We start from the raw sequence: 20951 nt of genomic DNA on the forward strand, positions 1-20951 counted from the left end.
GACCCCCGTCCCCACGGCCCCCGTCCACACCCCGCGGTCGCACCCGGCCCGCACGCGGAGCCGTACACACCCGGCCGTGCCCGCGCGGCTCGCGCCACCCGCCCGCACAACCCGCACCGGCCCCGCACCACACTCCCCGAGCGGAAGGTCATCGCATGAGGCAGCGCACGAGACATCCATTGGGACATCGCACGGGACCACTCACCCGTACCATCCGCCCCACCGGCCTGGCCGCCCCCGCCGTCGCGGCGACCACCCGCGGCCTGGCCGCCCCCACGGGCCCGGCCGCTCCCGCCGCCGACCCAGCCGGCACCTCCCGCGCCCCCCGCACGGTCCGCACCCTCGGCGCCGCCCTGCTCGCCGGCGCGTCGCTGCTCCTCGCCCCGCTGCCCGCCGCCCAGGCGGCCCCGGGCAAAGCCCCCGCGCCCAAGGTCCTGTACGCGGCGCCGCACGGCTCGGGATCCCACTGCACCCCCGGGCGCCCCTGCTCGGTGCAGGGCGCGCGGGACGCCGCCCGCACCGTCACCGACCGTGCCGTGCGCGTCGAACTCGCGGGCGGCACCTACCCGTTGAGCACCCCCTTGAAGCTCGGCGCGCGGGACTCCGGAGTCACCTGGACCGCGGCTCCCGGCGCGCGACCCGTGTTCTCCGGCGGGCGGACACTGACCGGCTGGTCGGTGAACGGCGACGGAACCTGGACCGCGAAGGTGCCCGAGGGCATCACGCCCCGCCAGTTGTTCGTCGACGGTCGGCGAGCCGTGCGCGCCCGCGGCGAGGCCTGCCCCGCCGCCGTCTGCGACGCCACCCGGACCGGCATGAGCGGCGCCGGGAAGACCGGCATCGCGCACTGGGCCCGGCCCACCGACGCCGAGGCCGTCATCAGCGTCCGCTGGCGCAACTACCACTGCCGCATCGCCGCCGTCACCGGCGACGAGCTGACCTTCGCCCAGCCCTGCTGGACCAACTCGGCCTCCGGGACCGACCGCACCGGGCCCGCCTGGGACTCGACGGCCGTCGACTCCGCCCGCTACTCCGGGGTCGCCTACTTCGACAACGCCCGCGAACTCCTGGACCAGCCCGGCGAGTTCGTCTGGGACTCGGCCGCGCACACCGTCACGTACCTGCCCCGCGAGGGCGAGGACCCGCGCCGCTCCCAGGCCGTCACCCCGGTCACCGAAGGGCTCCTCGTGCTCGACGGCGCGCACGACGTGCGCGTCAGCGGCATCGGCTTCGCCTACGCCGCCTACCGGCAGCCGGACACGGACGAGGGCTACGCGGGCACGCAGGCCGGTCTCACCCTGACCGGTGCCACCGGCCCCGTCGACCACGCGGGCCGCTACTACACCAAGCCCGCCGCCGCGCTCACCGTCCGCGGCGGCCGCCACGTGGTGATCGACCACGCCGCCTTCACCCACCTCGGCGGCGCGGGCGTGACCTTCGAACAGGGCACCCAGGACTCCACGCTCACCCGTTCCCGCTTCACCGACCTGTCCTCCGGCGCCGCGTACATCGGTGACACCGACCCCACGCCCGCCCCCGGACTCGCGGGGGTCCGCAACACGGTCTCGTACAACACCGTCCGCCGCACCGGCGTGGAGTACACGGACGCCGTCGGCATCTGGGCGGGCTACGAGGCCGGCACCGTCATCGACCACAACACCCTCGAAGGCCTCCCGTACTCCGGCATCTCCGTGGGCTGGGGCTGGAACCAGCCCGAGGCCCGGCAGCCCGTGCTGCGCGACAACCGCATCACGGACAACCGGATCACCGACGTCATGCGGGTCGCCGACGCGCAGCACGACGGCGCCGCCGTCTACACGCAGGGCGCCCAGCCCGGCACCGTGATCTCCGGCAACTACATCGACCGCAGCGCGTACGGGAACACCGAACGCGACGGCAACGGCATCTACCTCGACGAACAGTCCAGCCACATCGCCGTCACCGGCAACGTCGTCACCCGCGTCGGCTACAAGTGGGTCTCCAACTGGGCCGACTACGGCATCGACAACCACGCCACCGGCAACTGGACCGACACCGACGCCCCGGCCTTCGCCGGCACCGGTTCGACCATGACCGGCAACCACACGAAGCTGGACCGGCTGCCGGCCGAGGCGGTCGCGGTCGCCGAGGCGGCGGGGGCGCAGGGCCGGGGCCGTGTCGACCCGCTCCGGCCCGACCTGGCCCGCACCGGCACCGCCGGTCAGTCCTCCACCGACGGCACGGCCACGGCCGGCCAGGCCACCGACGGCGACACCACCACCGACACCCGCACCCTCTCCGAGCCGGGCGCCTGGTGGCAGGTGGACCTCGGCGCCCCCCGCCACATCGGACAGGTCGAGGTCTGGAACAACGCCTCCATGACCACCGCCGGCTTCGACGTGCAGCTCGCCGCCTCGGCGGACTTCTCCGACGCCACCACCGCGCACGTCACCGGCAAGGCGCTGCGCCCCACCCTCCTCGACACCGACACCACGGCCCGCTACGTCCGCATCCGGCTCACCGGCACCGGGCGGGTGGCACTCGCCCACGTCCTCGTGCACCCCTGACCCGTGGCAGGGCAGCACCTGCGCACGGCAGCGGGCGCCACGGACCCGTCGGCGGTCCGCGGCGCCCGCGCGCCGTGCACGCCCGCGGCCCCCGCGTCCCGCCGCCGCACCGACACCCCCTGAAGAAAGGCGGTCACGCCATGACCGGCGTCCCCACGACAGGACCTGGCGACCTGCGCCTCGGCGTCATCGGTTACGGACTGCGCGGCAGCATCGCGCGCACCGCACACCGGCCGGGAGCCGGCTCCCGGGTCACCGCCCTCGCAGACCACGACACCACCGTGCGGGCTCAGGCGGCCCGGGCGTTCCCGGAGGCGCTGATCTCCGGCGACCACAGGAAGGTGATCGCGGACCCGGACGTCGACGCGATCCTCGTCCTGACCCCCGACCACACCCACACCGCCATCGCCCGCGAAGCACTCGAGGCGGGCCGCCCCGTCTTCGTCGAGAAGCCGCTCGACATCACCGTCGAACGCTGCGACGACCTGCTGCGCACCGCCCACGCCACCGGCACCCGCCTCTACGTCGGCCACAACATGCGGCACATGCCCGTCGTCCGGCTGATGCGCGACATCATCGCGCGCGGCGAGATCGGCGAGGTCAAGACCGTGTGGGTGCGCCACTTCGTCGGCTACGGCGGCGACTGGTACTTCAAGGACTGGCACGCCCAACGGCAGTACACCACAGGCCTGTTGCTGCAGAAAGCCGCCCACGACATCGACGTCCTGCACTGGCTCGCCGGCGGCTTCACCCGGCAGGTCCAGGCCCTCGGGGACCTCATGGTCTACGGCGGCAACCCGCACCGGCGCGCACCCGGCGAACCCAAGCACGAGGACTGGTACACGAAGGACGGTCACTGGCCGCCGCACACCCAGCGCGGCCTCAACCCGGTCATCGACGTCGAGGACGTGTCCCTGGTCAACATGCGCCTGGACAACGGGGTGCTCGCGGCCTACCAGCAGTGCCACTTCACCCCCGACTACTGGCGCAACTACACCGTCATCGGGGACGCCGGCCGCCTGGAGAACTTCGGGGACGGCCCCGGGGCCGTGGTCAGGGTGTGGAACTCACGCCGCTCCGTCCACCGCCCCGAGGCCGACGCCGAGTACACCGTCCCGGCCGCCGAGGACGACGCCGGGCACGGCGGCGCCGACCCGCTCCTGATCGACGAGTTCGTGCGGTTCGCACGGGAGGGCGGCGTCACCGACACCTCGCCGGTCGCCGCGCGCATGGCCGTCGCGGCCGGGGCAGGGGCCACCGAGTCACTGCGCGCGGGCGGCACGCCCCGCGAGATCGGGCCGCTCGACCCCGAGCTGGCCGCGTACTTCGAGCGCGGCCAGACCCGCCCGTGACGGACCTGCGGCCAGACCCGCCCGTGACGAACCTGCGGTCACCCCCGGCCCGGGACGGACCTCCGGCCACCCCCGGGACCGTACCGTCCGCCGACCGGAGCGGATTGTCGGGTGTGCGCCGTCTGCCTGGACTGCGCCGTCTTCTCGTCACGGCCGTTCGACTCGTCTGTCACAGGGGCGTCCTGATCCACCTTCACCCGCAGCGGATCACCCGGCCGCGGGTGTCCCATGAGGTGACAGCGCCCCGCTCGGTTCGCACGAGCGGGACGACACCGCTTCCCAGGAGTTACCGATGCGCGTCAAGAAGCTCTCCGCCCTCGCCCTCGTCGTCACCGCCGCAAGCCTCTCGCTGACCGCGTGCGGCGGCGGTGCCGGATCCGGTGCGGCTTCGGGTACGAACGCGTCCACCGCCGCCCAGGGCTCCGCCGGCGACGGGTCCTCGGCCTCGGACGCCGCCTCGGGTTCGGCCGACGGCTCCGGCTCGACGTCCGGCTCGGATTCCGCCCCGGCCTCCGGTTCGGGGACGGGCTCGGGTTCGGGCTCGTCCGGCTCCGCTTCCGGGTCTTCCGGTTCCTCCTCCGGTTCCCGCACCGGCGGCGGCGCCACCACCACCCGGGCCGGGGGCAAGGGGTCGGGCGCCCGCTGCAAGACCGACAACCTCGGTTTCAGCGCCGCCTCCGCCATGGTCAAGAACGAGATCGTCGTCAACCTGAAGAACAACGGCCCCAGCGCGTGCAGCATGCACGGCTTCCCCGGGGTCCAGCTGGTGGGCCCCGACGGCCTGGGCGACACCGGCCCCGATGCCGCCCGCACCGACACCACGGCCTCCACCGTCACCATCGCCCCCGGCGAGGAGACCCGCTTCCTGCTCCACTACATCCCGGCCACCGGCAGCTCCCGCAAGACCTACACCAGGCTCAGCGTCACCCCGCCCAACGAGACGGTCTCCTCCATCGTGAACCTCGGCGGCCTGGACATCACCGTCGCCGCCCCCGACGGCGAGGCGCCCGACGTCTACGTCGACCCGGTCGGCTACCACGTCGGCTCCGGCAAGTGAACCCACTCGCAGAGCGGGGGGCCGGACCGGCCGGCCCGGCTCGCGGAACCGTCACACGCCGCCCGCCGGCCCGGCCCGCCGGTCCGTCACGGGCCGCCCGCCGCAGCGGAGCCGCCGGCCGGCCCGGCCCGGCCCGGCCCGGGACGCGAGGAGGCGCAGCCGGCCGTGGCTCGGGGTGCCGGACTCGGCGGTCAGGGTGATGAGCTGCTGGTCAGGGTCGGCGGCGCAGGTGAGGAAGGACCAGTCGAGGCCGAGCCGTCCGACGGCCGGATGGGAGAAGGCCGCCGAGCCCAAGGAACTTGCCGTCATCGACGGCGCCACGCACATCGACCTGTACGACCGGGACGCCCATGTGACCGCCGCCGTCGACCGGCTCACGGCGTTCTTCACCGCGCACCTGACCCGCTGACCGCCCCTGCCGCCCCGCGCCGCCCGGGCCGGCCTGCCGGGGGAGCCCGTGTCCGACAGGGGCCACGGGCTCCCGGTGACGGGGACCGGCCGGGTCCTTTCGTCGCACGGCAGGACCCGGCACGCGGCAGTCCCCGGCACGCGGCAGGACCTGGCGACCGCGGAGCCGGTCAGCCGGTGGAGCGCTGCTCCAGCATGCTCCGTGCCTCGGCGACCACCGCCGGGTCGGTGACGAAGTGCGTGTCCTGCTCGGCGGACGCGCCGGCGGCGCCGAGCGGGATCCACGCGCCCCCGCGCCGGGGTGCGGCGCGGCGCTTGGCGGAGAGGTGGACGGCTGCCACGCCGGCGGCGGCCAGCGCCGGGATGTCGGCGGGGCGCACCCCGCCGCCCGCCATCACCTGCACGCCGGGCGCGGCCTTCACCATGGCGGCGAGGCGGGCGAGCCCCTGCGCGGCGGCCGGGGCGCCGCCGGAGGTGAGCACCCGGGTGAGCCCGAGGCCGGGCAGCAGCGCGGCGGTGGCGACGGGGTCCGCCGAGACGTCGATCGCGCGGTGCAGGGTCACCTCGACCGGGCGGCCCGCGTCGTGGGCCGCCGCGGCGAGGCGGGCGACGGCGGCGGTGTCGAGGCCGCCGTCGGCGGTGAGCGCGCCGACGACCACGCCGCTTGCCCCGGAGGCGAGCACGGACCGCACCTCGGCGACCATCAGGGCGGTCTCCTCGGCGTCGTGGACGAAGTCGCCCGGACGGCACCGGACCAGCACATGCACCGGCAGGCCCACGGCGGCGACCGCCTCGACCAGGGCGGCCGACGGGGTCAGGCCGCCCAGTTCCAGGCCGGTGCAGAGTTCGACGCGGTCGGCTCCGTGGGCGAGGGCGACCCGGGCGCCCGCCGGTGAGGTGACGGCGATCTCCAGCGCGGGCCGCCCGTCTGCGGGAACCTCGCCGGCGGCCGTCGGAGCCGGCACCGGGTCCGCCCCGCCGGTCCGGGCCGGGCCCGTCCCGCCGGTGGGGGGCGGGGTCGCGTCGAGCGGCCGGGTGTCGCGGCCGGTCACTCGTCGTCCCCGGTGAGCGGCTGGTCGGAGGCCGGGATGACACGGGCCGTCAGGTCCGGGTCGGCCATGTCGCGGTCGAAGGGGAACATGGGGCGCCGGATGCGGCGGTGGCCCAGGCGCACCAGGTCCTGGTCGACACCGCCCGGGGTGAGGGCCATCTTCCAGCCGACCGACATGTCGAACAGCTCCGGCTCCAGGTAGCCGATCTTCACGATCACGATGTCGGCGGAGCGCGGGTCGAGGCCGAGGTCGGTGAAGTCGTGCTCGTGGTGGTACGGCTTGCGCAGCCTGGTGAGGATCGCGTACACACTGCCGACGCGGACGACGACCTCGGTCTCGGCGTCCCGGTCGCCGTGCCGGATCGCGTGGACCACCCCGGTGAGGGTGACGGGCCCGGCGTGCCGGTCGTCCACCTCCGCACCGGCGGTGACGGTGACGGTCGCGCCGACCCCGGCGGCCACCGCGGTCTCGATCGCGGCGGGACCGGGCACCGAGGCGTAGAGGACCGTCGGCCCGTCCTCCTTCTGGAACTCCGGACGCTCCAGCAGCCGGGTCAGGCCCCAGGTGACGTCGCCGGCGCCGCCCGCGGTGGGGTTGTCGCCGGTGTCGCTGATGAAGTACGGCCGCTGGTCGGAGGCGAGGGCCTCGTCGAGGAGTTCGTCGTAGGTGCCGGTCGGGGCGACGAAGGCGAAGTCGTGGCGGGCGTCCCAGAAGCCCCGGGCGAGGCGTTCGGCCCCGGCCGAGACCGCCGCCGTGTCCTCGCCGGTGACGACCACGACGGCGCGGTTGCGGGGCTCGTCGGCCCAGGCGTAGCCGACCCAGATCGCGGCGTCCGTCACGCCGTCGGCTGCCTCGACCTCGTCGACGGCCGCGTACACGCTCTTCGCCGGTTCGATCCGGGTGGAGGTCTGCTCGCCGGCCAGCAGCACCGGCACCGGCACCCACGCCTTGACCGGGCGGGGGGCGCCGGAGACCAGCAGCTCGACCAGGTTGCGCACGGCACGCTCCTTGGTCTCCATGTGGTCCTCGTGCGGGGCCATCCGGTAGCAGGTGATCAGGTCGCTGCGGTGGGCGAGTTCACGGGAGACGTTGCCGTGCAGGTCCATCGAGGTGGAGACGATCACCTCCGGGCCGACGGTGGCGCGGATGCGTTCCAGCAGCACGGCCTCGGCGTCGTCGACCCCCTCCACGGTCATGGCGCCGTGGATGTCGTACCACAGGCCGTCCAGCCGGGGCAGCGCGGCGAGGCGCTCGATCAGCTCGTCGGTGAGCGCGGTCCAGGCGGCGGCGGTGACGGTGCCGCCGGGCAGCGACTTGCCGACCAGGGCGCCGTGCCATTCGGCGGCCTCGCGCAGCTCCCGGCCCGGGGCGAGGAACGGGTACCGGTCGAATATCGCGGCCCCGCGCGCGGGGTGGAAGGCGGGGGCCTCGGTACGGGCCGGGGAGAAGGTGGAGGACTCGATGCCGAGGCCGGCGACGGCGATGACCGGGCGGGCGACGGCGGTGCGGGTGTGCGACATGGCTCCTCGTGCGGGTGGGCGGCGTGGGGCGTGGAGTTGGCCTGGGACGTGCGGTCAGGGAGGCGGCGGAGGGAACGGGGACCGGGGGCGTGGGCCGGCCGGGGCGTGGGCCGGGCGCGGATTAGGCCGGCCCACGCCGGGCCGGGCGGGCGTCAGCTCCTCGGGAGAGGGGTGACGGCGGGGAACCGGTCCGGGCCGCCCGCGCGGGCGGCGGAGCCGCCGGCCTCGCCCAGCGCGCGGGCCAGAGCGCGCTGCAGGGCGAACAGCCCGGCCCCGACCAGTCCGGCGTCGGCGCCCAGGACGGCCCGCTCGATGGTGAGGTGCTCGGTCACCAGCGGGTGGCAGCTCTCGTAGAGCTGGCTGCGCACCGCGGCGACGAACGGTTCCAGGGTGGAGAGGATGCCGCCGAGGTAGACGGCGTCCGGGTTGAAGAAGTTGACGTTGGCGGCGAGCACCTGGCCGAGGTGGTCGCCCGCCCGGCGGACGGCGCGGGTGGCCTCCGGGTCGGCGTCGCCGGCGAGCCGGACCACGTCCTCGGGACTGGTGACGTCCAGACCGCGTTCGCGCAGGATCCGCACGAGCGCGGCACCCGAGGCCACGGTCTCCAGGCAGCCCGTGTTCCCGCAGGAGCAGGGGACGTCGGCGCCGCCGCCGTCGATGCGGATGTGGGTGATGTCGCCCGCGGCACCCGTGGCGCCCCGGTAGAGGTGCCCGTCGGCGATGACACCGGCGCCGATCGCCGAGCCGATCTTCACCGTGATCGACTGCCGGTGCTCGGCGGGCCGCACGCTCTGCTCGCCGACCGCCATGCAGTTGGCGTCGTTGTCGACGACGGCCGGGACGCCGAAGCGCTCCTCCAGCCAGGCGGCGACCGGGAAGCGGTTCCAGCCGGGCATCCGGGACGGCAGGACGACCGCGCCGGCGGTGACGTCCACCGGGCCGGGCAAGGAGAGCCCGACGCCCCTCAGCCGGTCGCGGCCCCGCTGCTGGGCGAGGGTCTCCAGGTGCTCGGCGAGCCGCGGCAGCGCGGCCTCGGGGCCGTCGGCGATCTCGAAGGGCACGGTGGCGACGTCACCGACCCCGCCGCCCGGGAGCACCACACCGATCCGGGCGTGCCGGCCGCCGACGTCGGCGGCGACGGCGTACTCGTCGGTGCTGCCCGCCCTGAGCACCCTGCGGGGGCGCCCCCCGGTGGAGGACTGGGTGCCCTCCTCGGCGAGGAGTCCGCGCTCGACCAGCTCGGCCACGGTGAGGGAGATGGTGGAGGCGGCCGCGCCGAGGAGCTGCGCGAGTTCGGCGCGGGACGAGGCCTGGCCCGAGGCGACGAGTTCGAGGACCCGCGTGGCGAGGGTCGCGCCCTTCGGCGCGGGGCTCTTCGAGGTGGCGCCCTTCGACGCGGTGCCTTTCGCGGACACGCCCTTGGTGCTCTTGCGGTCCCGTGCACTTATTTCAGTCATGTACGAAGTAACTTCCGCGGTGTTGGGTGTGACGGAGACAGTACGCCCGTCCTGACGGGTGGGGAACAGCTCCGTGAAGAAAGTGAACCGTGCTGGTGCATCGTGAATACGCCTCAAAATGGTGCATAAGCACCGTCAGAGGCGTCCGGAGTGGGTGGAGGGGACTTTCATCGAGATCGGAGTAACTTACTTGTTACTAATTCTTGTTTGTTTGTTCGGCGCGTCCGTCGTTGACTGTCGCCATGCACAGCGCCGATCCCGCGGCGCCGGTCCGGGTCCTCCCGGGACGTTTGCGGGTCCTTTCACTCTGAGGAGAGTCATGTTCCTTGCTCACACGGCGGCCGGCCGCCGCTGGGCCCTCGTCGCGGGTGCCGCCGTCATCACCGGCGCGCTGGTCACCGGCTGTTCCGGAGGCGGTACCTCGTCCTCCGGTCCGTCGTCGTCGGACACCGTCAACTACGCCCTCCCGGCGAACTTCACACCGAACTGGATCCTCCCGGTCGGCACCGCCGCACATCTGAACACGAACAACTCCTCCATATCCCAGGCCGTGTGGGAGCCGCTGATCGCGTACGACGGCTCCACCGGCAAGGTCGGCTGGAACAAGGCCAACTCGCTGGCCACCGACGCCCAGTTCGCCGCGGACAGCAAGAGCGTGACGATCACCCTCGGCAACCGCCACTGGAGCGACGGCAAGCCGATCACCTCCCGTGACGTGGAATTCTGGTTCAACCTCGTCAAGGCGAACAAGGCGGACTGGGCCAGCTACAGCCCGGGCAAGGCACCGGACAACTGGACCTCGTTCAAGACGGTCGACGCCACGCACTTCACCCTCACCTTCGACAAGGCCTACAACCAGGAGTGGATGCTCGCCAACGAGCTGAGCATGATCCGCACCATGCCGCAGCACGTCTGGGACAAGACCGGCGACTCCGGCGCCGTCTCCGACCTGGACCGCACCCCGGCCGGGGCCAAGCAGGTCTGGACGTACCTCAACAACGCGGCCAAGAAGATCTCCGGTTACGCGACCGACCCGCTGTGGAAGACGGTCAGCGGCCCGTACACCATCAAGTCGTTCTCGACCGCGGGCAAGGTCCAGCTGACCGCCAACGCGAAGTACGACGGCGGCGGCAAGGCCAACATCAAGAACGTCAACCTGCTGCCGTTCACGACCACGGACGCCGAGGAGAACGCGCTGCGCGCGGGCACCGTGGACTACGGCTACATCAACGCCACGGACCTGGGCCAGGAGGCGTCCTTCAAGGCCAGGGGCTACTCGGTCAAGCCGTGGAGCGGCTGGGCGATCACCTACATGCCGTACAACTTCAACAACTCTGCCATGGGCCCGGTGTTCAAGCAGCTGTACGCCCGCCAGGCGATCCAGATGTCGGTGGACCAGACCACCCTGGCGAAGGTGGTGTTCAACGGCAGCGCCGTCCCCACCTACGGCCCGGTCCCGCAGGGCCAGGAGTCGTCCTTCGTCTCCGCCGAGCAGAAGAACAACCCGTACCCGTTCGACACCGCCGCGGCCAGGAAGCTGCTCACCGGCCACGGCTGGACCGAGCAGGGCGGCACCATGGTGTGCACCCGCCCCGGCACCGGCGGCGACCAGTGCGGCGCGGGCGTCGACAAGGGCACCAAGTTCGAGATGCAGGTGCTGTCCCAGTCCGGCTCGACCGTGACCGACAACATGATGAGCGCGCTGCAGTCGTCGTTCGCGAAGACCGGCATCAAGTACGGCATCAAGACCGCACCGGTCAACTCCGTGCTGTCGCAGGCCGGGCAGTGCACCGCAGGCGACTCGGGCTGCAAGTGGCAGCTGTCCTTCTTCGGCACCGCGGGCAGCTGGTACTTCCCCGCCTACCCGAGCGGCGACTCGCTCTTCGCCACCGGCGGCGGCTCCAACTTCGGCAGCTACTCCAACGCCGAGGTCGACAAGCTGATCACCGAGACCACCACCTCCTCCTCGGACGAGGCGGTGCAGAAGTACAGCGCCGCACTCGCCAAGGACCTCCCCGTGGTCTGGCTGCCCGAGCCCGACTACCAGATCTCCGTGGTCAGGAACGGCCTCGGCGGCTTCGCCCAGGACTCCCTCGCCAACTTCCACCCCGCCATGTGGAAGTGGACCAAGTAAGAGCTGCGAACAAAAGTGGGCCCCGGCGGGCGGCGCCCGGCACGCGCCCTCGCCGCGTTGCCGGAAGGCCCTGGCAGCTCCGCCGCAAGGACCTTCCGGCGCCTTGCGATCGCACGCACCGGACACCGCCCGCTGATCGGAACCCACTTTTGTCCGCAGCTCTGAGTCCGGTCCCTCCCGCGCGGGCCCGCGGCACCCGGCCGGCGGCACCCGGCCGCCCGGCCGGCCGTCCGCACCCCGCGCACACCCCGCCGCGCACCCGCGTCACACCGGCACCCGCCCACCCGGCACCCGCACCCGCAGCCCACCTGCCCGCCGCACCGGCACCCACGCCGGCGCCCATGTCGCAGTGACGCCCCTGTCCAGGTGACGCCCGCGCGCCACAGAGACGAAGCGACCGGAAAACACATGAGTACTTCCTCGTACCTGATCAGACGCGTCCTGCAGGCCGTCGCCGTGATCGTCATCGTGACGATCGTCGTCTTCGGCCTGCTGCACGCCCTCCCCGGAGGCCCCGCACGCGGGATCCTCGGACCGCAGGCCACCGCCCAGCAGATCGCCCGCTTCAACCACGAACAGGGCCTGGACAAGTCCCTGCCCGTCCAGTACTTCTACTACCTCGGCCAACTGCTGCACGGCGACCTCGGCACCTCGTACACCCTCAACGAGCCCGTCTCCCAGCTCATCACCGAGCGACTGCCGAAGACCCTCGTCCTCACCGTGCTGTCGGCCCTGGTGGGTCTCGTCCTCGCGGTCCCGCTCGGCATGTGGCAGGCCGTGCGCCGCAACAAGGCGGCGGACTACGTCATCACCACGCTCAGCTTCATCGCCTACTCCACGCCCGTCTACTTCCTCGGTCTGATCCTGGTCCTGGTCTTCAGCCAGCAGCTCGCCTGGTTCCCCTCGCAGGCCCCGCAGGGCGAGACCCTGGGCCAGGTCTTCTCCGACCCGCAGGCCCTGGTGCTGCCGGTGGTCGCGGGCGCGGCCTCCATGGTCGCGGTGTTCAGCCGGTACATGCGCTCGGCCACCCTGGAGAACCTCTCCGAGGACTACGTCCGCACCGCCCGGGCGGGCGGCTCCCGCCCCGGCGCCATCCTGTGGCGGCACGTGTTCCGCAACTCGCTGACGCCCGTGGTGGCCATGCTGGGCTACTACGTGCCCGTGCTGTTCGGCGGTGCCCTGGTCGTCGAACAGCTCTTCAACTACCCCGGCATGGGGCTGCTGTTCTGGACGGCGGCACAGTCCTCCGACTACCCGGTCCTGCTGGGCTGCGTCCTGGTGATCGCCGTCGCCACCGTCACCGGCACCCTGCTCGCCGACATCGTCCAGCGGATCATCGACCCCCGAGTGAAGGCAGGCCGGGCATGAGCGCCGTCATCCAGCCGGACACGGTCCCGGCGAAGGCCGCCGCCCCGCGCGAGGCCTCCGGCGCACGGCTCGCCGTTCGCCGCTTCCTGCGCAACAGGCTGGCCGTTGTCGGGCTCGCCGTCGTGGTCCTCTTCTTCCTGTTCTGCTTCGCCGGCCCGCTGGTGTACTCCACCGACCAGACCCACACCATGCTCCAGCAGGTCAACCTCGCCCCCAGCGGCTCCCACTGGCTGGGCACCGACGCCGTCGGCCACGACGAACTGGGCCGGCTGATGTACGGCGGCAAGGTCTCGCTCGTCGTCGGCCTCGCCGCGGGCGTCCTGGCCACCGTCATCGGCACGCTGTGGGGCGCCGCCGCCGGGTACGCGGGCGGCTGGATCGACGCCGTGATGATGCGGATCGTCGACGCCGGCATCGCGATCCCCGCGCTGTTCATCCTGCTCGTGGTCTCCGCCATCACCACACCGGGCCTGGCCGGACTCGTCCTCATCCTGGGCCTGGTGTCCTGGCTGGTGCCCTCCCGGCTGGTCCGCGCCGAGACACTGACCCTGAAGAACCGCGACTACGTCCTGACCCTGCGCGCCATCGGTGGCACGCACGCCCGGGCGATCCTGCGGCACATCCTGCCCAACTCGGTCTCGACCGTCATCGTCGCCGCCACCTTCCAGGTCGCCGACGCCATCCTGCTCGTCGCCTACGTCTCCTACCTGGGCATGGGAGTCAGGCCGCCGCAGACCGACTGGGGCGGCATGCTCTCCGCCGGGCTCACCGCCGCCTACTCCGGCTACTGGTGGCTGATCCTGCCGCCCGGCCTGGCCATCATCCTGGTGGTGTGGGCGTTCAACGCGATCGGGGACGGACTCCGCGACGCATTCGATGTGAGGGGACGCGGATGACCGCCACCACCAAGGGCCCCGCCGCCGCCCGTACCGCGGCGCCCGGCCCGATCCTCGAACTCGACGACCTCGGCGTCGTCTTCACCACCGAGACCGGCGAGGTGCCCGCCGTCAAGGGCGTCTGCCTCCAGGTCCGGCCGGGCGAGACGCTGGCCCTGGTCGGCGAGTCCGGCTCCGGCAAGTCGACCATCGCGCTCGCCGCGATGGGCCTGCTCGCCGCGAACGCCCGCGCCACCGGCAGCGCCGTCATCGCCGGCACCCAGATCGTCGGCGCCCCGGAGAGCGGCCTCGCCGCGCTGCGCGGCAAGACCGTCTCCATGGTGTTCCAGGAGCCGGCCACCGCGCTCGACCCGCTCACCCGGATCGGCAAGCAGATCGCCGAGGTGATCCGCAACCACCGCGAGGTGTCCGCCAAGGACGCCGCCGCCGAGGCCGTCGAACTGCTGCGCCGCGTCGGCATCCCCGAACCCGGCAAGCGCGCCCGCGCCTACCCCTTCCAGCTCTCCGGCGGCCAGCGCCAGCGCGTCGTCATCGCCATGGCCATCGCCAACGAACCCGGACTGCTCATCGCCGACGAGCCGACCACCGCGCTCGACGTCACCGTGCAGGCCGAGATCCTCGACCTGCTGCGCCGGCTCGCCGCCGAGACCGGCACCGGCGTGCTGCTCGTCACCCACAACATGGGTGTCGTCGCCGACTTCGCGGACCGGGTCGCCGTCATGTACCGCGGGGAGATCGTGGAGACGGGTCCGGTCGAGGACGTCCTGCTGCGCCCCGCGCACGACTACACCCGGCGCCTGCTGGCCGCCGTGCCCCGGCTCTCCGTCGCCGGGGCGGCGGACGGCACCGCCGGGTCCGCCGGGTCCGCCGGTTCCGCCGTGGCGCAGGACGGCACCGGCCGGACCGCCGGTTCCGGCCACGGCACCGGCCGGCCCGCAGCGACCGCCCGGGCCCGCACGGACGGTCCGGCGGCCGGGCCGTCGGCTCCGCCCCCCGGCTCCGGCGCCCCCGGGGACCGGACCCCGGACCGGCCCGCGGGCGGATCCGCCGACGCTTCCGCCACCGGAGCAGTAGCGAGTCGCGAGGCGGAACCCGTGGTCGAACTGCGGGACGTCTCCGTGGTGTTCGGGCGCGGCAAGGCCGCCGTGCGCGCCCTCGGCGGAGTGTCCTTCCGGGTCGAACCGGCGCAGACCCTCGGCCTGGTCGGCGAGTCCGGCTCCGGCAAGTCCACCGCCGCCCGGGTGGCGCTCGGCCTCATCCCGCCCACTTCCGGCACCGTCTCCCTCTTCGGCGCCGATCTCGCCCGCACCCGCGCCCGGGCCCGCCGCGCCCTGCGGGCCGGTATCGGCGTCGTCCTCCAGGACCCGGTGGCCTCCCTCGACGCCCGGATGACCGTCGGCGAGTGCGTCGCCGAACCGCTCCGGATCCACCGCCGCGACCTGTCCGCCAAGGACCGGCAGGCCAAGGTCGCCGCCGTCCTCGACCGGGTCCGGCTGCCCCGCGAGGTCGCCCGGCGCGCGCCCCGCGAACTCTCCGGCGGACAGCGCCAGCGGGTCAGCCTGGCCCGCGCCCTGGTACTCGAACCCCGGCTGCTGGTCGCCGACGAGCCCACCAGCGCGCTCGACGTCAGCGTGCAGGAAGCGGTCCTGGAGGTCATCACCGAACTCCAGGGCGACCTGGGCTTCGCCTGCCTGTTCGTCTCCCACGACCTCGCCGTCGTCCAGCACTTCGCCCAGCGCGTCGTGGTGATGCGCGCCGGCCGGATCGAGGAGCAGGGCCCCACCGGGACGACCCTGCTGCACCCGGAGACCGACTACACCCGCCGTCTGCTGGCCGCCGTACCGGTGCCCGACCCGGTGGTGCAGCGGGGCCGCCGGGCCGAGCGCCTGGCCACCCTCGCGGCCGGCCGTACGGAGGCCCAGGCGTGACCCGACCCCTTCCCGCCCCGCACACCCCGCAGGAACCGGCCATGCCCCCCACCCTCCGGCCGCTCCTCGCCGGCATCGACATCGGCGGCACCACCACCCAGGTGGTCCTCTGCTCCGACGACCTGACCGTCCTCGACCGCGCGGAGACCGCCACCCCCGCACAGGAGGGCGGCCCGGCCATGGTCGGCGCCGCGCTCGACGCGCTCGCCCCGCTGCTGGCCCGTACGCCCGGCCGCCTGGTGGGCGCCGGGGTCGGTGCCGCCGGGGTGGTGGACTCCGTGAACGGCCGCATCCTGGTCGCCAGCGACTCCTTCCGCGGCTGGGCCGGATTCGCCGTCACCGCCGCGGTCGAAGAGGCCCTCGGCGTCCCGGCCTACCTGGACAACGACGTCAACGCCTTCCTCTACGGAGAGGTCTGCGGCGGAGCGGTGCGCGGCGAGGCCGACGTCCTCGGCATGACCCTGGGGACCGGCGTCGGCGGCGCCCTGTGGACCAACGGCGCCCTATACGCCGGTCCGCACGGCGCGGCCGGCGAGATCGGGCACATCCCCGGCTTCGGTGACCTGCCCTGCTCCTGCGGCGGCCGGGGCCACCTGGAGACGCTGGCCTCCGGCCGCTCCATCGGTGCCCGTTACGCCGACCGCACCGGCCGCAGCCGTACCGCCCGCGAAGTCGCCGAGGCCGCCACCGGGGGTGACGAGGACGCCCTCGCCGTGTACCGCGCGGCGGGGGCGGGCATCGCCCGGGCCATCGTGATCACGGCGGGCGTCGCCGACATCACCACGGTGGTCGTCGGCGGGGGCGTCAGCCGTGCCTGGCCCCTGCTGGAACCCGTCATCCTGTCCGCCCTGGCCGCCGACCCCCCGGTCAGCGGCCACCCCGTCCGCCTGGTCCGGGCCGCCCTGGCCGCCGACGCCGTCCCGGTCGGCGCCGCCGCCCGTGCCCGCCGGGAACTGGACACGGAACTCAGGGCGACGGCGTAGGGCAAGCACCTGCGGCGCTTCCGTCACCGCCCCGCCTGTGCCGCTGAAGCCCGCGGTCCCGAACCGGACCACGGGTCCGGGTCCCGGGCCTCGCCCGGAGGACGGGGCCCGGGACCCGCCCGGAGGACAGCAGGGGCGCTCGGCGCCCGGCGTCCCGTACGTGCCCTTGACCGCCCCGCGTCCGGCCGCCCTCCGCCCCGCGTCCGGCCGCCCTCCGCCCCGCGTCCGGCCGCCCTCCGCCCCGCGTCCGGCCGCCCTCCGCCGCGCGGGCGGCCAGGAGTCCGCCCGTGCAGTGGGGTCACCGGCCGCCGCCGCACAGCGCACGACGCTGGGACGCCCAGGGCGCCGGGGCGGTCCCAAGCGTCCAGGGTGTCCAAGGCGTCCAAGGCGTTTACTGCACCGGGGGCTTACGGCCGGGCGTCCCCCGGCCGTGACGACGCTCAGGCCCGTCGGCCGCCGTCCACCGACAGCGCGGTCCCGGTGACGTAGGACGAGGCGTCCGAGCAGAGCCAGACCACCGCCGCCGCGGCCTCCTCCGGGGTCGCCATCCGGCCGAGCGGGGTGATCGACTCCTGAAGGGCGATCAGGTCGGTGCCGGCCGCCACCCGTTCGAACCCGGGCGTGCGGGTCGGTCCGGGGCAGACGGCGTTGACCCTGATGCCGCGCGGCGCGTAGTCGACCGCGGCGGCCTTGGTGAGGCCCACGACGCCGTGCTTGGCGGCGACGTAGGCGGGTGCGGTCGGGATCGCGTAGAGGCCTCCGTCGGAGGCGACGTTGACGATCGCGCCACCGTCCCCGAGCAGGGGAAGCTCGTGCTTCATGCACAGGAAGGTCCCGGCCAGGTTGACCCGTACCACCCGCTCGAACTCCTCCAGGGACATCTGGTCGAGCTGCCGGTGGTGCGAGGCGAGACCCGCGTTGTTCACCGCGAACCGCAGACCGCCGTAGGCCGCGACCGTGCGCTCCACGGCCTCCCGCACCGAGCGCTCGTCGGCGATGTCGACCGTCACGGCCAGCGCCTCACCGCCCTCCGCCCGGATCAGCCCGGTCGTCTCGGCCGCCGAGTCCGCGTCGATGTCGAGCACGGCGACGGCCGCCCCGCCGCGGGCCAGCTCCAGCGCCGCCGCGCGGCCGATCCCGCTGCCCGCCCCCGTGACGAGCCCCGCCCTGCGGGAGCCGCCGCTCATGCCATCACCTCGTGGTTCGCCCAGGCGACCCGGTACGGGTGCCGGGACTGCCAGCGGTCGATGACCTCGTGCAGGCCGGGCGCGGTGAACGCCTTCGCCAGCGTGTCCAGGTCGGCCACGGTGAACCGCACGATCGCGGACCCGATCAGCGCGGGGACGGCCTCTTCGCCGGGGACGGGAAGGTGGCGGCGGGTGACGGCCGACTCCACGAGACCGGTGGCGCGCATCACCTCTTCGATATCTGCGAGGTATTGGTCGAGGGTGTCCGAAGGCAGGGGCTGGTCGAAGGAAACGATCATTGTGTGCTGGATCATGCTGCAATTCTCGGCACCCGGTGCCGTCCGCGTCCAAGACCGGTTGGACATCCGGCGATAACCTGGGGGCATGAGTGAACTGGAGACCCGGGAGCTGGAGTACTTCGTCGCGGTCGCCGAGGAACTGCACTTCGGCCGGGCCGCCGTCCGGCTCTCGATCGCCCAGCCGGCGCTGTCGAAGGCGATCCGGCGGATCGAGACCCGGCTCGGCGTGGCGCTGTTCGTCCGCTCCAGCCGGCACGTCGAGCTGACCCCGGCCGGACGGGCGCTGCTGGAACACGGGCGGCACGCGCTCAACGCGGTCGCCGCCGCCGTCCGCAGGGCCCGGCGCGCCGGGGACACCGAGGCCCCGCTGCGGCTCGTCCTCAAACCCGGCGGTGACGCCGGCCTGCTGTCCGGGCTGCTGGCCGGGTACGCCCAGCAGCCCGACGCCCGCCGGGTGGACATCCTCTTCAGCGGCCCCGCCGACCGTGCCGACTTCCTGCACGACGGCCGGGCCGACGTCGGCCTGCTCTACGTGCCGTTCGACGACCTCGACGGCCTGGCGCACGAGACGCTGCACACCGAGGACCGGGTGGTCGTCGTCCCGGCCGGGCACCGGCTGGCCGGGCGCGCCGCGGTGCGGATGTCCGACCTGGAGGGAGAGACGCTGCCCCGCTGGAAGGGGGTCCCCGAGGGCGACGGCACCGGACCCGAGGTCGCCGACGTGGTCCAGATGCTGCACATGGTCTCGATGAACCGGATGATCGGGGTCCTGCCCCGCTCGCTGGTCGAACCGGTCCCGGCCGGGCTGGCCGGCGTCCCGGTGACCGACGCGCCGCCCAGCCGCCTCGTGCTCGCCTGGAACGAGCAGGACCGCCGGCCGCTGGTCGCGTCCTTCGTGGCCGCCGCCCTCGAAGCACACCCGCACGCGAGCCGTTCCGAGGGGCCGCACGCGAGTCGCTCCGGGGAATCGCACGCGAGCCGTTCCGCGGGAGCCCAGCGGCCGGCGGGGCCGGACGGCGACGGGCGTCGAGAGGGGCGATCGTCTCCATGACCTCGGGCGGGAGACCGGCCGTCCCCCTGCGCGGCCACCGCTTCGGCGGGCGCTCTCCTCGTACCCCGGTGGTCCACCGCGAACATGACCACGTCCGCCCCGACGGTCACCACCGTGGGAGGCAGGAGGCAGGAGGCAGGAGGCAGGAGGCAGGAGCGGAAGAGGCGGGCAGCGGGCAGCCGGCAGCGGCGGGCCGGTGACGGGCGGACCGGCGTCCGTGCGGGCGGGTGGTCAGCCCAGGGGCACGACGACCTCACCGGCGTGGCCGGCCGACTCGGCCTCGTCCAGCATGAGCGCGGCCACGGAGGCGCGGGACATCCTGGGCGGCAGCAGCGGACGGCGCAGCTCCGCGAGCGGTACGAGGCGGCGCCCGGGACTGACGGGACCGTCGGTCAGATCCGGCGCGTGGAACACGGTGGCGCCCGCGTTCAGGGCGATCCGGTCGGCCTCGGCCTTCTCGGCCAGTTCCTTGCCGACGGCCACCCGCATCACCGCCTGGTAGATCCGCCCGCCCGCGCCGGTCGACACCCCCGACCCCAGGGCGCCGAGCCACACCGTGCGCACCGGCGCCGCGGCGAGCAGCCCGGCCCCGGCGACCAGCGCGCCCGGTCCGTCCTTCTTGCCGATGCCGATGGCCGAGACGGCCACGTCGACGTCGTCCAGGCCGGGGAAGGTCTGCGGGGAGAAGACGTCGGCCTGCCGCACGTCGACCCGCTGCCGCGAGGGCACGGTGACCCGGCCCGGGGTGCGGACGAGGGCGACGACCTCGTGCCCCCGTTCCAGGGCCTGGGTGGTGAGCAGGCCGCCGACCCTGCCGGAGGCGCCGAGTATCGCGATACGCATGGTGGTCCGTCCTTGACTGAACAACTGTTGGTGACATGAGTAAACGACTGTTGGTTACGGCTGTCAAGGCGGCCCGGCGCTGTAGCATGAACACCTGTTGGTGAACGGTTCGCACTGCTGGGAAGGGTCAACGTGTCGTCCGACGAGGGAGCAGCGCCGGAAGCCGCCCCCACCCGTCGCCGCCGCAATCCTCGGGGGCAGGGACAGGTGCTCAGGGCCCAGCTGGTGGCCGCCGCGGCGAGGCTGCTGGCCACCCTCGACCAGCCGGAGACGCTCACGCTGCGGCAGGTCGCGCGGGAGGTCGGGGTGGCGCCCGCCAGCATCTACGGTCACTTCGCGGACCTGGGTGCGCTCATCGAGCACGTACTGCGCCTGCGCTACGACGAACTGGCCGGCCTGATGAACGAGGCCGCGCGCTGCGCGCCGGACCCGCTGTCCGACCTCGTCGGCCGGTGCGCGGCGTACGTGCGCTGGGGAGTCGAGCAGCCCGGCCACTACCGGACGCTCTTCGGCGGGCGGATGCCGGCCGACCTCGTCCCGGGGTCCGCGCACGGCGCCGGCGCCGAACTGCTGGAGTCGGTCGTCGCCTCCCTGGCGGCCGCCGGCGGAAGGGACCGCGGTTCCACGGCGGAGCGGCAGTGGCAGGCCGGACTCATGCTCTGGACCGCGATGCACGGCTTGATCAGCCTCTACAACGACCACGGGGACATCCCCTGGCCGCCCCTGGACGACCTGATCGCCGACCTGATCAGCCTTCACACGGGCCGGCCGGCGGCCGAGGTCGCCGCCCTCCTGGCGGAGAAATGACAGGAGCCCTTCCCCCGTAGCGGGGTGAAGGGCTCCTGCTGCCCGGGACGTCGCCGCCCCGGA

The 20951-nt window shown here is 73.8% G+C and carries 18 protein-coding genes; 11 read left to right on the forward strand and 7 right to left on the reverse strand.

The window, feature by feature from the left end; all coding sequences use genetic code 11:
• The first annotated feature begins 155 nt into the window (after positions 1-155).
• The 3 genes from IG64_RS13655 to IG64_RS13665 all read left to right on the forward strand — a co-directional run bounded on the left by IG64_RS13655 (position 156) and on the right by IG64_RS13665 (position 4955).
• Positions 156-2546, forward strand: a complete 2391-nt coding sequence (locus IG64_RS13655) for a right-handed parallel beta-helix repeat-containing protein (RefSeq protein WP_234438507.1) — start codon at positions 156-158, stop codon at positions 2544-2546.
• 140 nt (positions 2547-2686) lie between these two features.
• Complete coding sequence (locus tag IG64_RS13660) at positions 2687-3898, forward strand: Gfo/Idh/MocA family protein (RefSeq protein ID WP_037855428.1); 1212 nt, start codon at positions 2687-2689, stop codon at positions 3896-3898.
• Positions 3899-4190: 292 nt separating this feature from the next.
• Entirely contained in the window at positions 4191-4955 is a 765-nt protein-coding gene (locus IG64_RS13665) for a DUF4232 domain-containing protein (RefSeq protein ID WP_037855431.1), read from the forward strand.
• Positions 4956-5006: 51 nt separating this feature from the next.
• Here the strand turns inward: IG64_RS13665 and IG64_RS42160 are convergent, their stop codons facing one another.
• Positions 5007-5264, reverse strand: a complete 258-nt coding sequence (locus IG64_RS42160; protein WP_234438508.1) for a hypothetical protein — start codon at positions 5262-5264, stop codon at positions 5007-5009.
• Here IG64_RS42160 and IG64_RS13675 point away from each other — a divergent pair.
• Positions 5185-5364 carry an alpha/beta hydrolase gene (locus IG64_RS13675; RefSeq protein ID WP_037855435.1) on the forward strand — a complete coding sequence of 60 codons (180 nt, stop codon included), beginning with the start codon at positions 5185-5187 and terminating at the stop codon, positions 5362-5364. The two genes, IG64_RS42160 and IG64_RS13675, sit on opposite strands and share 80 nt — an antisense overlap.
• Positions 5365-5533: 169 nt before the next feature.
• On the opposite strand, the gene IG64_RS13680 is transcribed toward IG64_RS13675, so the two are convergent.
• The 3 genes from IG64_RS13680 to IG64_RS13690 all read right to left on the reverse strand — a co-directional run bounded on the left by IG64_RS13680 (position 5534) and on the right by IG64_RS13690 (position 9392).
• On the reverse strand, positions 5534-6328 hold the full coding sequence (locus tag IG64_RS13680; RefSeq protein WP_037855613.1) for a copper homeostasis protein CutC: 795 nt from the start codon (positions 6326-6328) through the stop codon (positions 5534-5536).
• Between the two features lie 83 nt (positions 6329-6411).
• Positions 6412-7935, reverse strand: a complete 1524-nt coding sequence (locus tag IG64_RS13685) for a M81 family metallopeptidase (protein ID WP_037855437.1) — start codon at positions 7933-7935, stop codon at positions 6412-6414.
• Between the two features lie 152 nt (positions 7936-8087).
• Positions 8088-9392 carry an ROK family transcriptional regulator gene (locus IG64_RS13690; protein ID WP_107474247.1) on the reverse strand — a complete coding sequence of 435 codons (1305 nt, stop codon included), beginning with the start codon at positions 9390-9392 and terminating at the stop codon, positions 8088-8090.
• Between the two features lie 319 nt (positions 9393-9711).
• Between IG64_RS13690 and IG64_RS13695 the strand changes: the two genes are divergently transcribed.
• The 5 genes from IG64_RS13695 (at position 9712) to IG64_RS13715 (ending at position 16701) form a co-directional block, all read left to right on the forward strand.
• Positions 9712-11526 carry a peptide ABC transporter substrate-binding protein gene (locus IG64_RS13695; protein ID WP_037855440.1) on the forward strand — a complete coding sequence of 605 codons (1815 nt, stop codon included), beginning with the start codon at positions 9712-9714 and terminating at the stop codon, positions 11524-11526.
• Positions 11527-11934: 408 nt separating this feature from the next.
• Entirely contained in the window at positions 11935-12894 is a 960-nt protein-coding gene (locus tag IG64_RS13700; RefSeq protein WP_037855442.1) for an ABC transporter permease, read from the forward strand.
• Positions 12891-13790 (forward strand): ABC transporter permease, encoded by a 900-nt coding sequence (locus tag IG64_RS13705; protein WP_037855444.1) that lies wholly within the window; start codon positions 12891-12893, stop codon positions 13788-13790. The genes IG64_RS13700 and IG64_RS13705 overlap by 4 nt, the downstream gene beginning before the upstream one ends.
• Complete coding sequence (locus IG64_RS42165; protein ID WP_037855447.1) at positions 13787-15718, forward strand: dipeptide ABC transporter ATP-binding protein; 1932 nt, start codon at positions 13787-13789, stop codon at positions 15716-15718. Before IG64_RS13705 ends, IG64_RS42165 begins: the two co-directional genes overlap by 4 nt.
• A 41-nt stretch (positions 15719-15759) precedes the next feature.
• On the forward strand, positions 15760-16701 hold the full coding sequence (locus tag IG64_RS13715; RefSeq protein WP_037855450.1) for an ROK family protein: 942 nt from the start codon (positions 15760-15762) through the stop codon (positions 16699-16701).
• 440 nt (positions 16702-17141) lie between these two features.
• Here IG64_RS13715 and IG64_RS13725 read toward each other — a convergent pair whose 3' ends face one another.
• Together IG64_RS13725 and IG64_RS13730 are read right to left on the reverse strand one after the other, a co-directional pair.
• The gene (locus tag IG64_RS13725; protein ID WP_037855460.1) at positions 17142-17888 is read right to left on the reverse strand and encodes an SDR family NAD(P)-dependent oxidoreductase; all 747 of its coding nucleotides are present in this window, start codon (positions 17886-17888) and stop codon (positions 17142-17144) included.
• Positions 17885-18202 carry a hypothetical protein gene (locus tag IG64_RS13730; protein ID WP_037855463.1) on the reverse strand — a complete coding sequence of 106 codons (318 nt, stop codon included), beginning with the start codon at positions 18200-18202 and terminating at the stop codon, positions 17885-17887. The genes IG64_RS13725 and IG64_RS13730 overlap by 4 nt, the downstream gene beginning before the upstream one ends.
• A gap of 70 nt (positions 18203-18272) precedes the next feature.
• Between IG64_RS13730 and IG64_RS13735 the strand changes: the two genes are divergently transcribed.
• Positions 18273-19238, forward strand: a complete 966-nt coding sequence (locus IG64_RS13735) for a LysR family transcriptional regulator (RefSeq protein WP_078883975.1) — start codon at positions 18273-18275, stop codon at positions 19236-19238.
• Between the two features lie 231 nt (positions 19239-19469).
• On the opposite strand, the gene IG64_RS13740 is transcribed toward IG64_RS13735, so the two are convergent.
• Positions 19470-20081 (reverse strand): NAD(P)-dependent oxidoreductase, encoded by a 612-nt coding sequence (locus tag IG64_RS13740; RefSeq protein ID WP_037855466.1) that lies wholly within the window; start codon positions 20079-20081, stop codon positions 19470-19472.
• A gap of 207 nt (positions 20082-20288) precedes the next feature.
• On the opposite strand from IG64_RS13740, the gene IG64_RS13745 reads away from it, so the two are divergent.
• A complete protein-coding gene (locus IG64_RS13745; RefSeq protein ID WP_234438509.1) occupies positions 20289-20888 on the forward strand; it encodes a TetR-like C-terminal domain-containing protein in 600 nt (199 codons plus the stop codon).
• The last annotated feature ends 63 nt before the right edge of the window (positions 20889-20951 follow it).

Source organism: Streptomyces sp. NRRL S-340 (assembly GCF_000720185.1).
Lineage (GTDB): Bacteria > Actinomycetota > Actinomycetes > Streptomycetales > Streptomycetaceae > Streptomyces.

Coding starts and splice junctions, on each gene's coding strand:
- IG64_RS13655 (WP_234438507.1), top strand. CDS start 156: ATGAGGCAGCGCACGAGACATCCATTGGGACATCGCACGGGACCACTC.
- IG64_RS13660 (WP_037855428.1), top strand. CDS start 2,687: ATGACCGGCGTCCCCACGACAGGACCTGGCGACCTGCGCCTCGGCGTC.
- IG64_RS13665 (WP_037855431.1), top strand. CDS start 4,191: ATGCGCGTCAAGAAGCTCTCCGCCCTCGCCCTCGTCGTCACCGCCGCA.
- IG64_RS42160 (WP_234438508.1), bottom strand. CDS start 5,264: ATGACGGCAAGTTCCTTGGGCTCGGCGGCCTTCTCCCATCCGGCCGTC.
- IG64_RS13685 (WP_037855437.1), bottom strand. CDS start 7,935: ATGTCGCACACCCGCACCGCCGTCGCCCGCCCGGTCATCGCCGTCGCC.
- IG64_RS13690 (WP_107474247.1), bottom strand. CDS start 9,392: ATGACTGAAATAAGTGCACGGGACCGCAAGAGCACCAAGGGCGTGTCC.
- IG64_RS13695 (WP_037855440.1), top strand. CDS start 9,712: ATGTTCCTTGCTCACACGGCGGCCGGCCGCCGCTGGGCCCTCGTCGCG.
- IG64_RS13700 (WP_037855442.1), top strand. CDS start 11,935: ATGAGTACTTCCTCGTACCTGATCAGACGCGTCCTGCAGGCCGTCGCC.
- IG64_RS13705 (WP_037855444.1), top strand. CDS start 12,891: ATGAGCGCCGTCATCCAGCCGGACACGGTCCCGGCGAAGGCCGCCGCC.
- IG64_RS42165 (WP_037855447.1), top strand. CDS start 13,787: ATGACCGCCACCACCAAGGGCCCCGCCGCCGCCCGTACCGCGGCGCCC.
- IG64_RS13715 (WP_037855450.1), top strand. CDS start 15,760: ATGCCCCCCACCCTCCGGCCGCTCCTCGCCGGCATCGACATCGGCGGC.
- IG64_RS13725 (WP_037855460.1), bottom strand. CDS start 17,888: ATGAGCGGCGGCTCCCGCAGGGCGGGGCTCGTCACGGGGGCGGGCAGC.
- IG64_RS13730 (WP_037855463.1), bottom strand. CDS start 18,202: ATGATCCAGCACACAATGATCGTTTCCTTCGACCAGCCCCTGCCTTCG.
- IG64_RS13735 (WP_078883975.1), top strand. CDS start 18,273: ATGAGTGAACTGGAGACCCGGGAGCTGGAGTACTTCGTCGCGGTCGCC.
- IG64_RS13740 (WP_037855466.1), bottom strand. CDS start 20,081: ATGCGTATCGCGATACTCGGCGCCTCCGGCAGGGTCGGCGGCCTGCTC.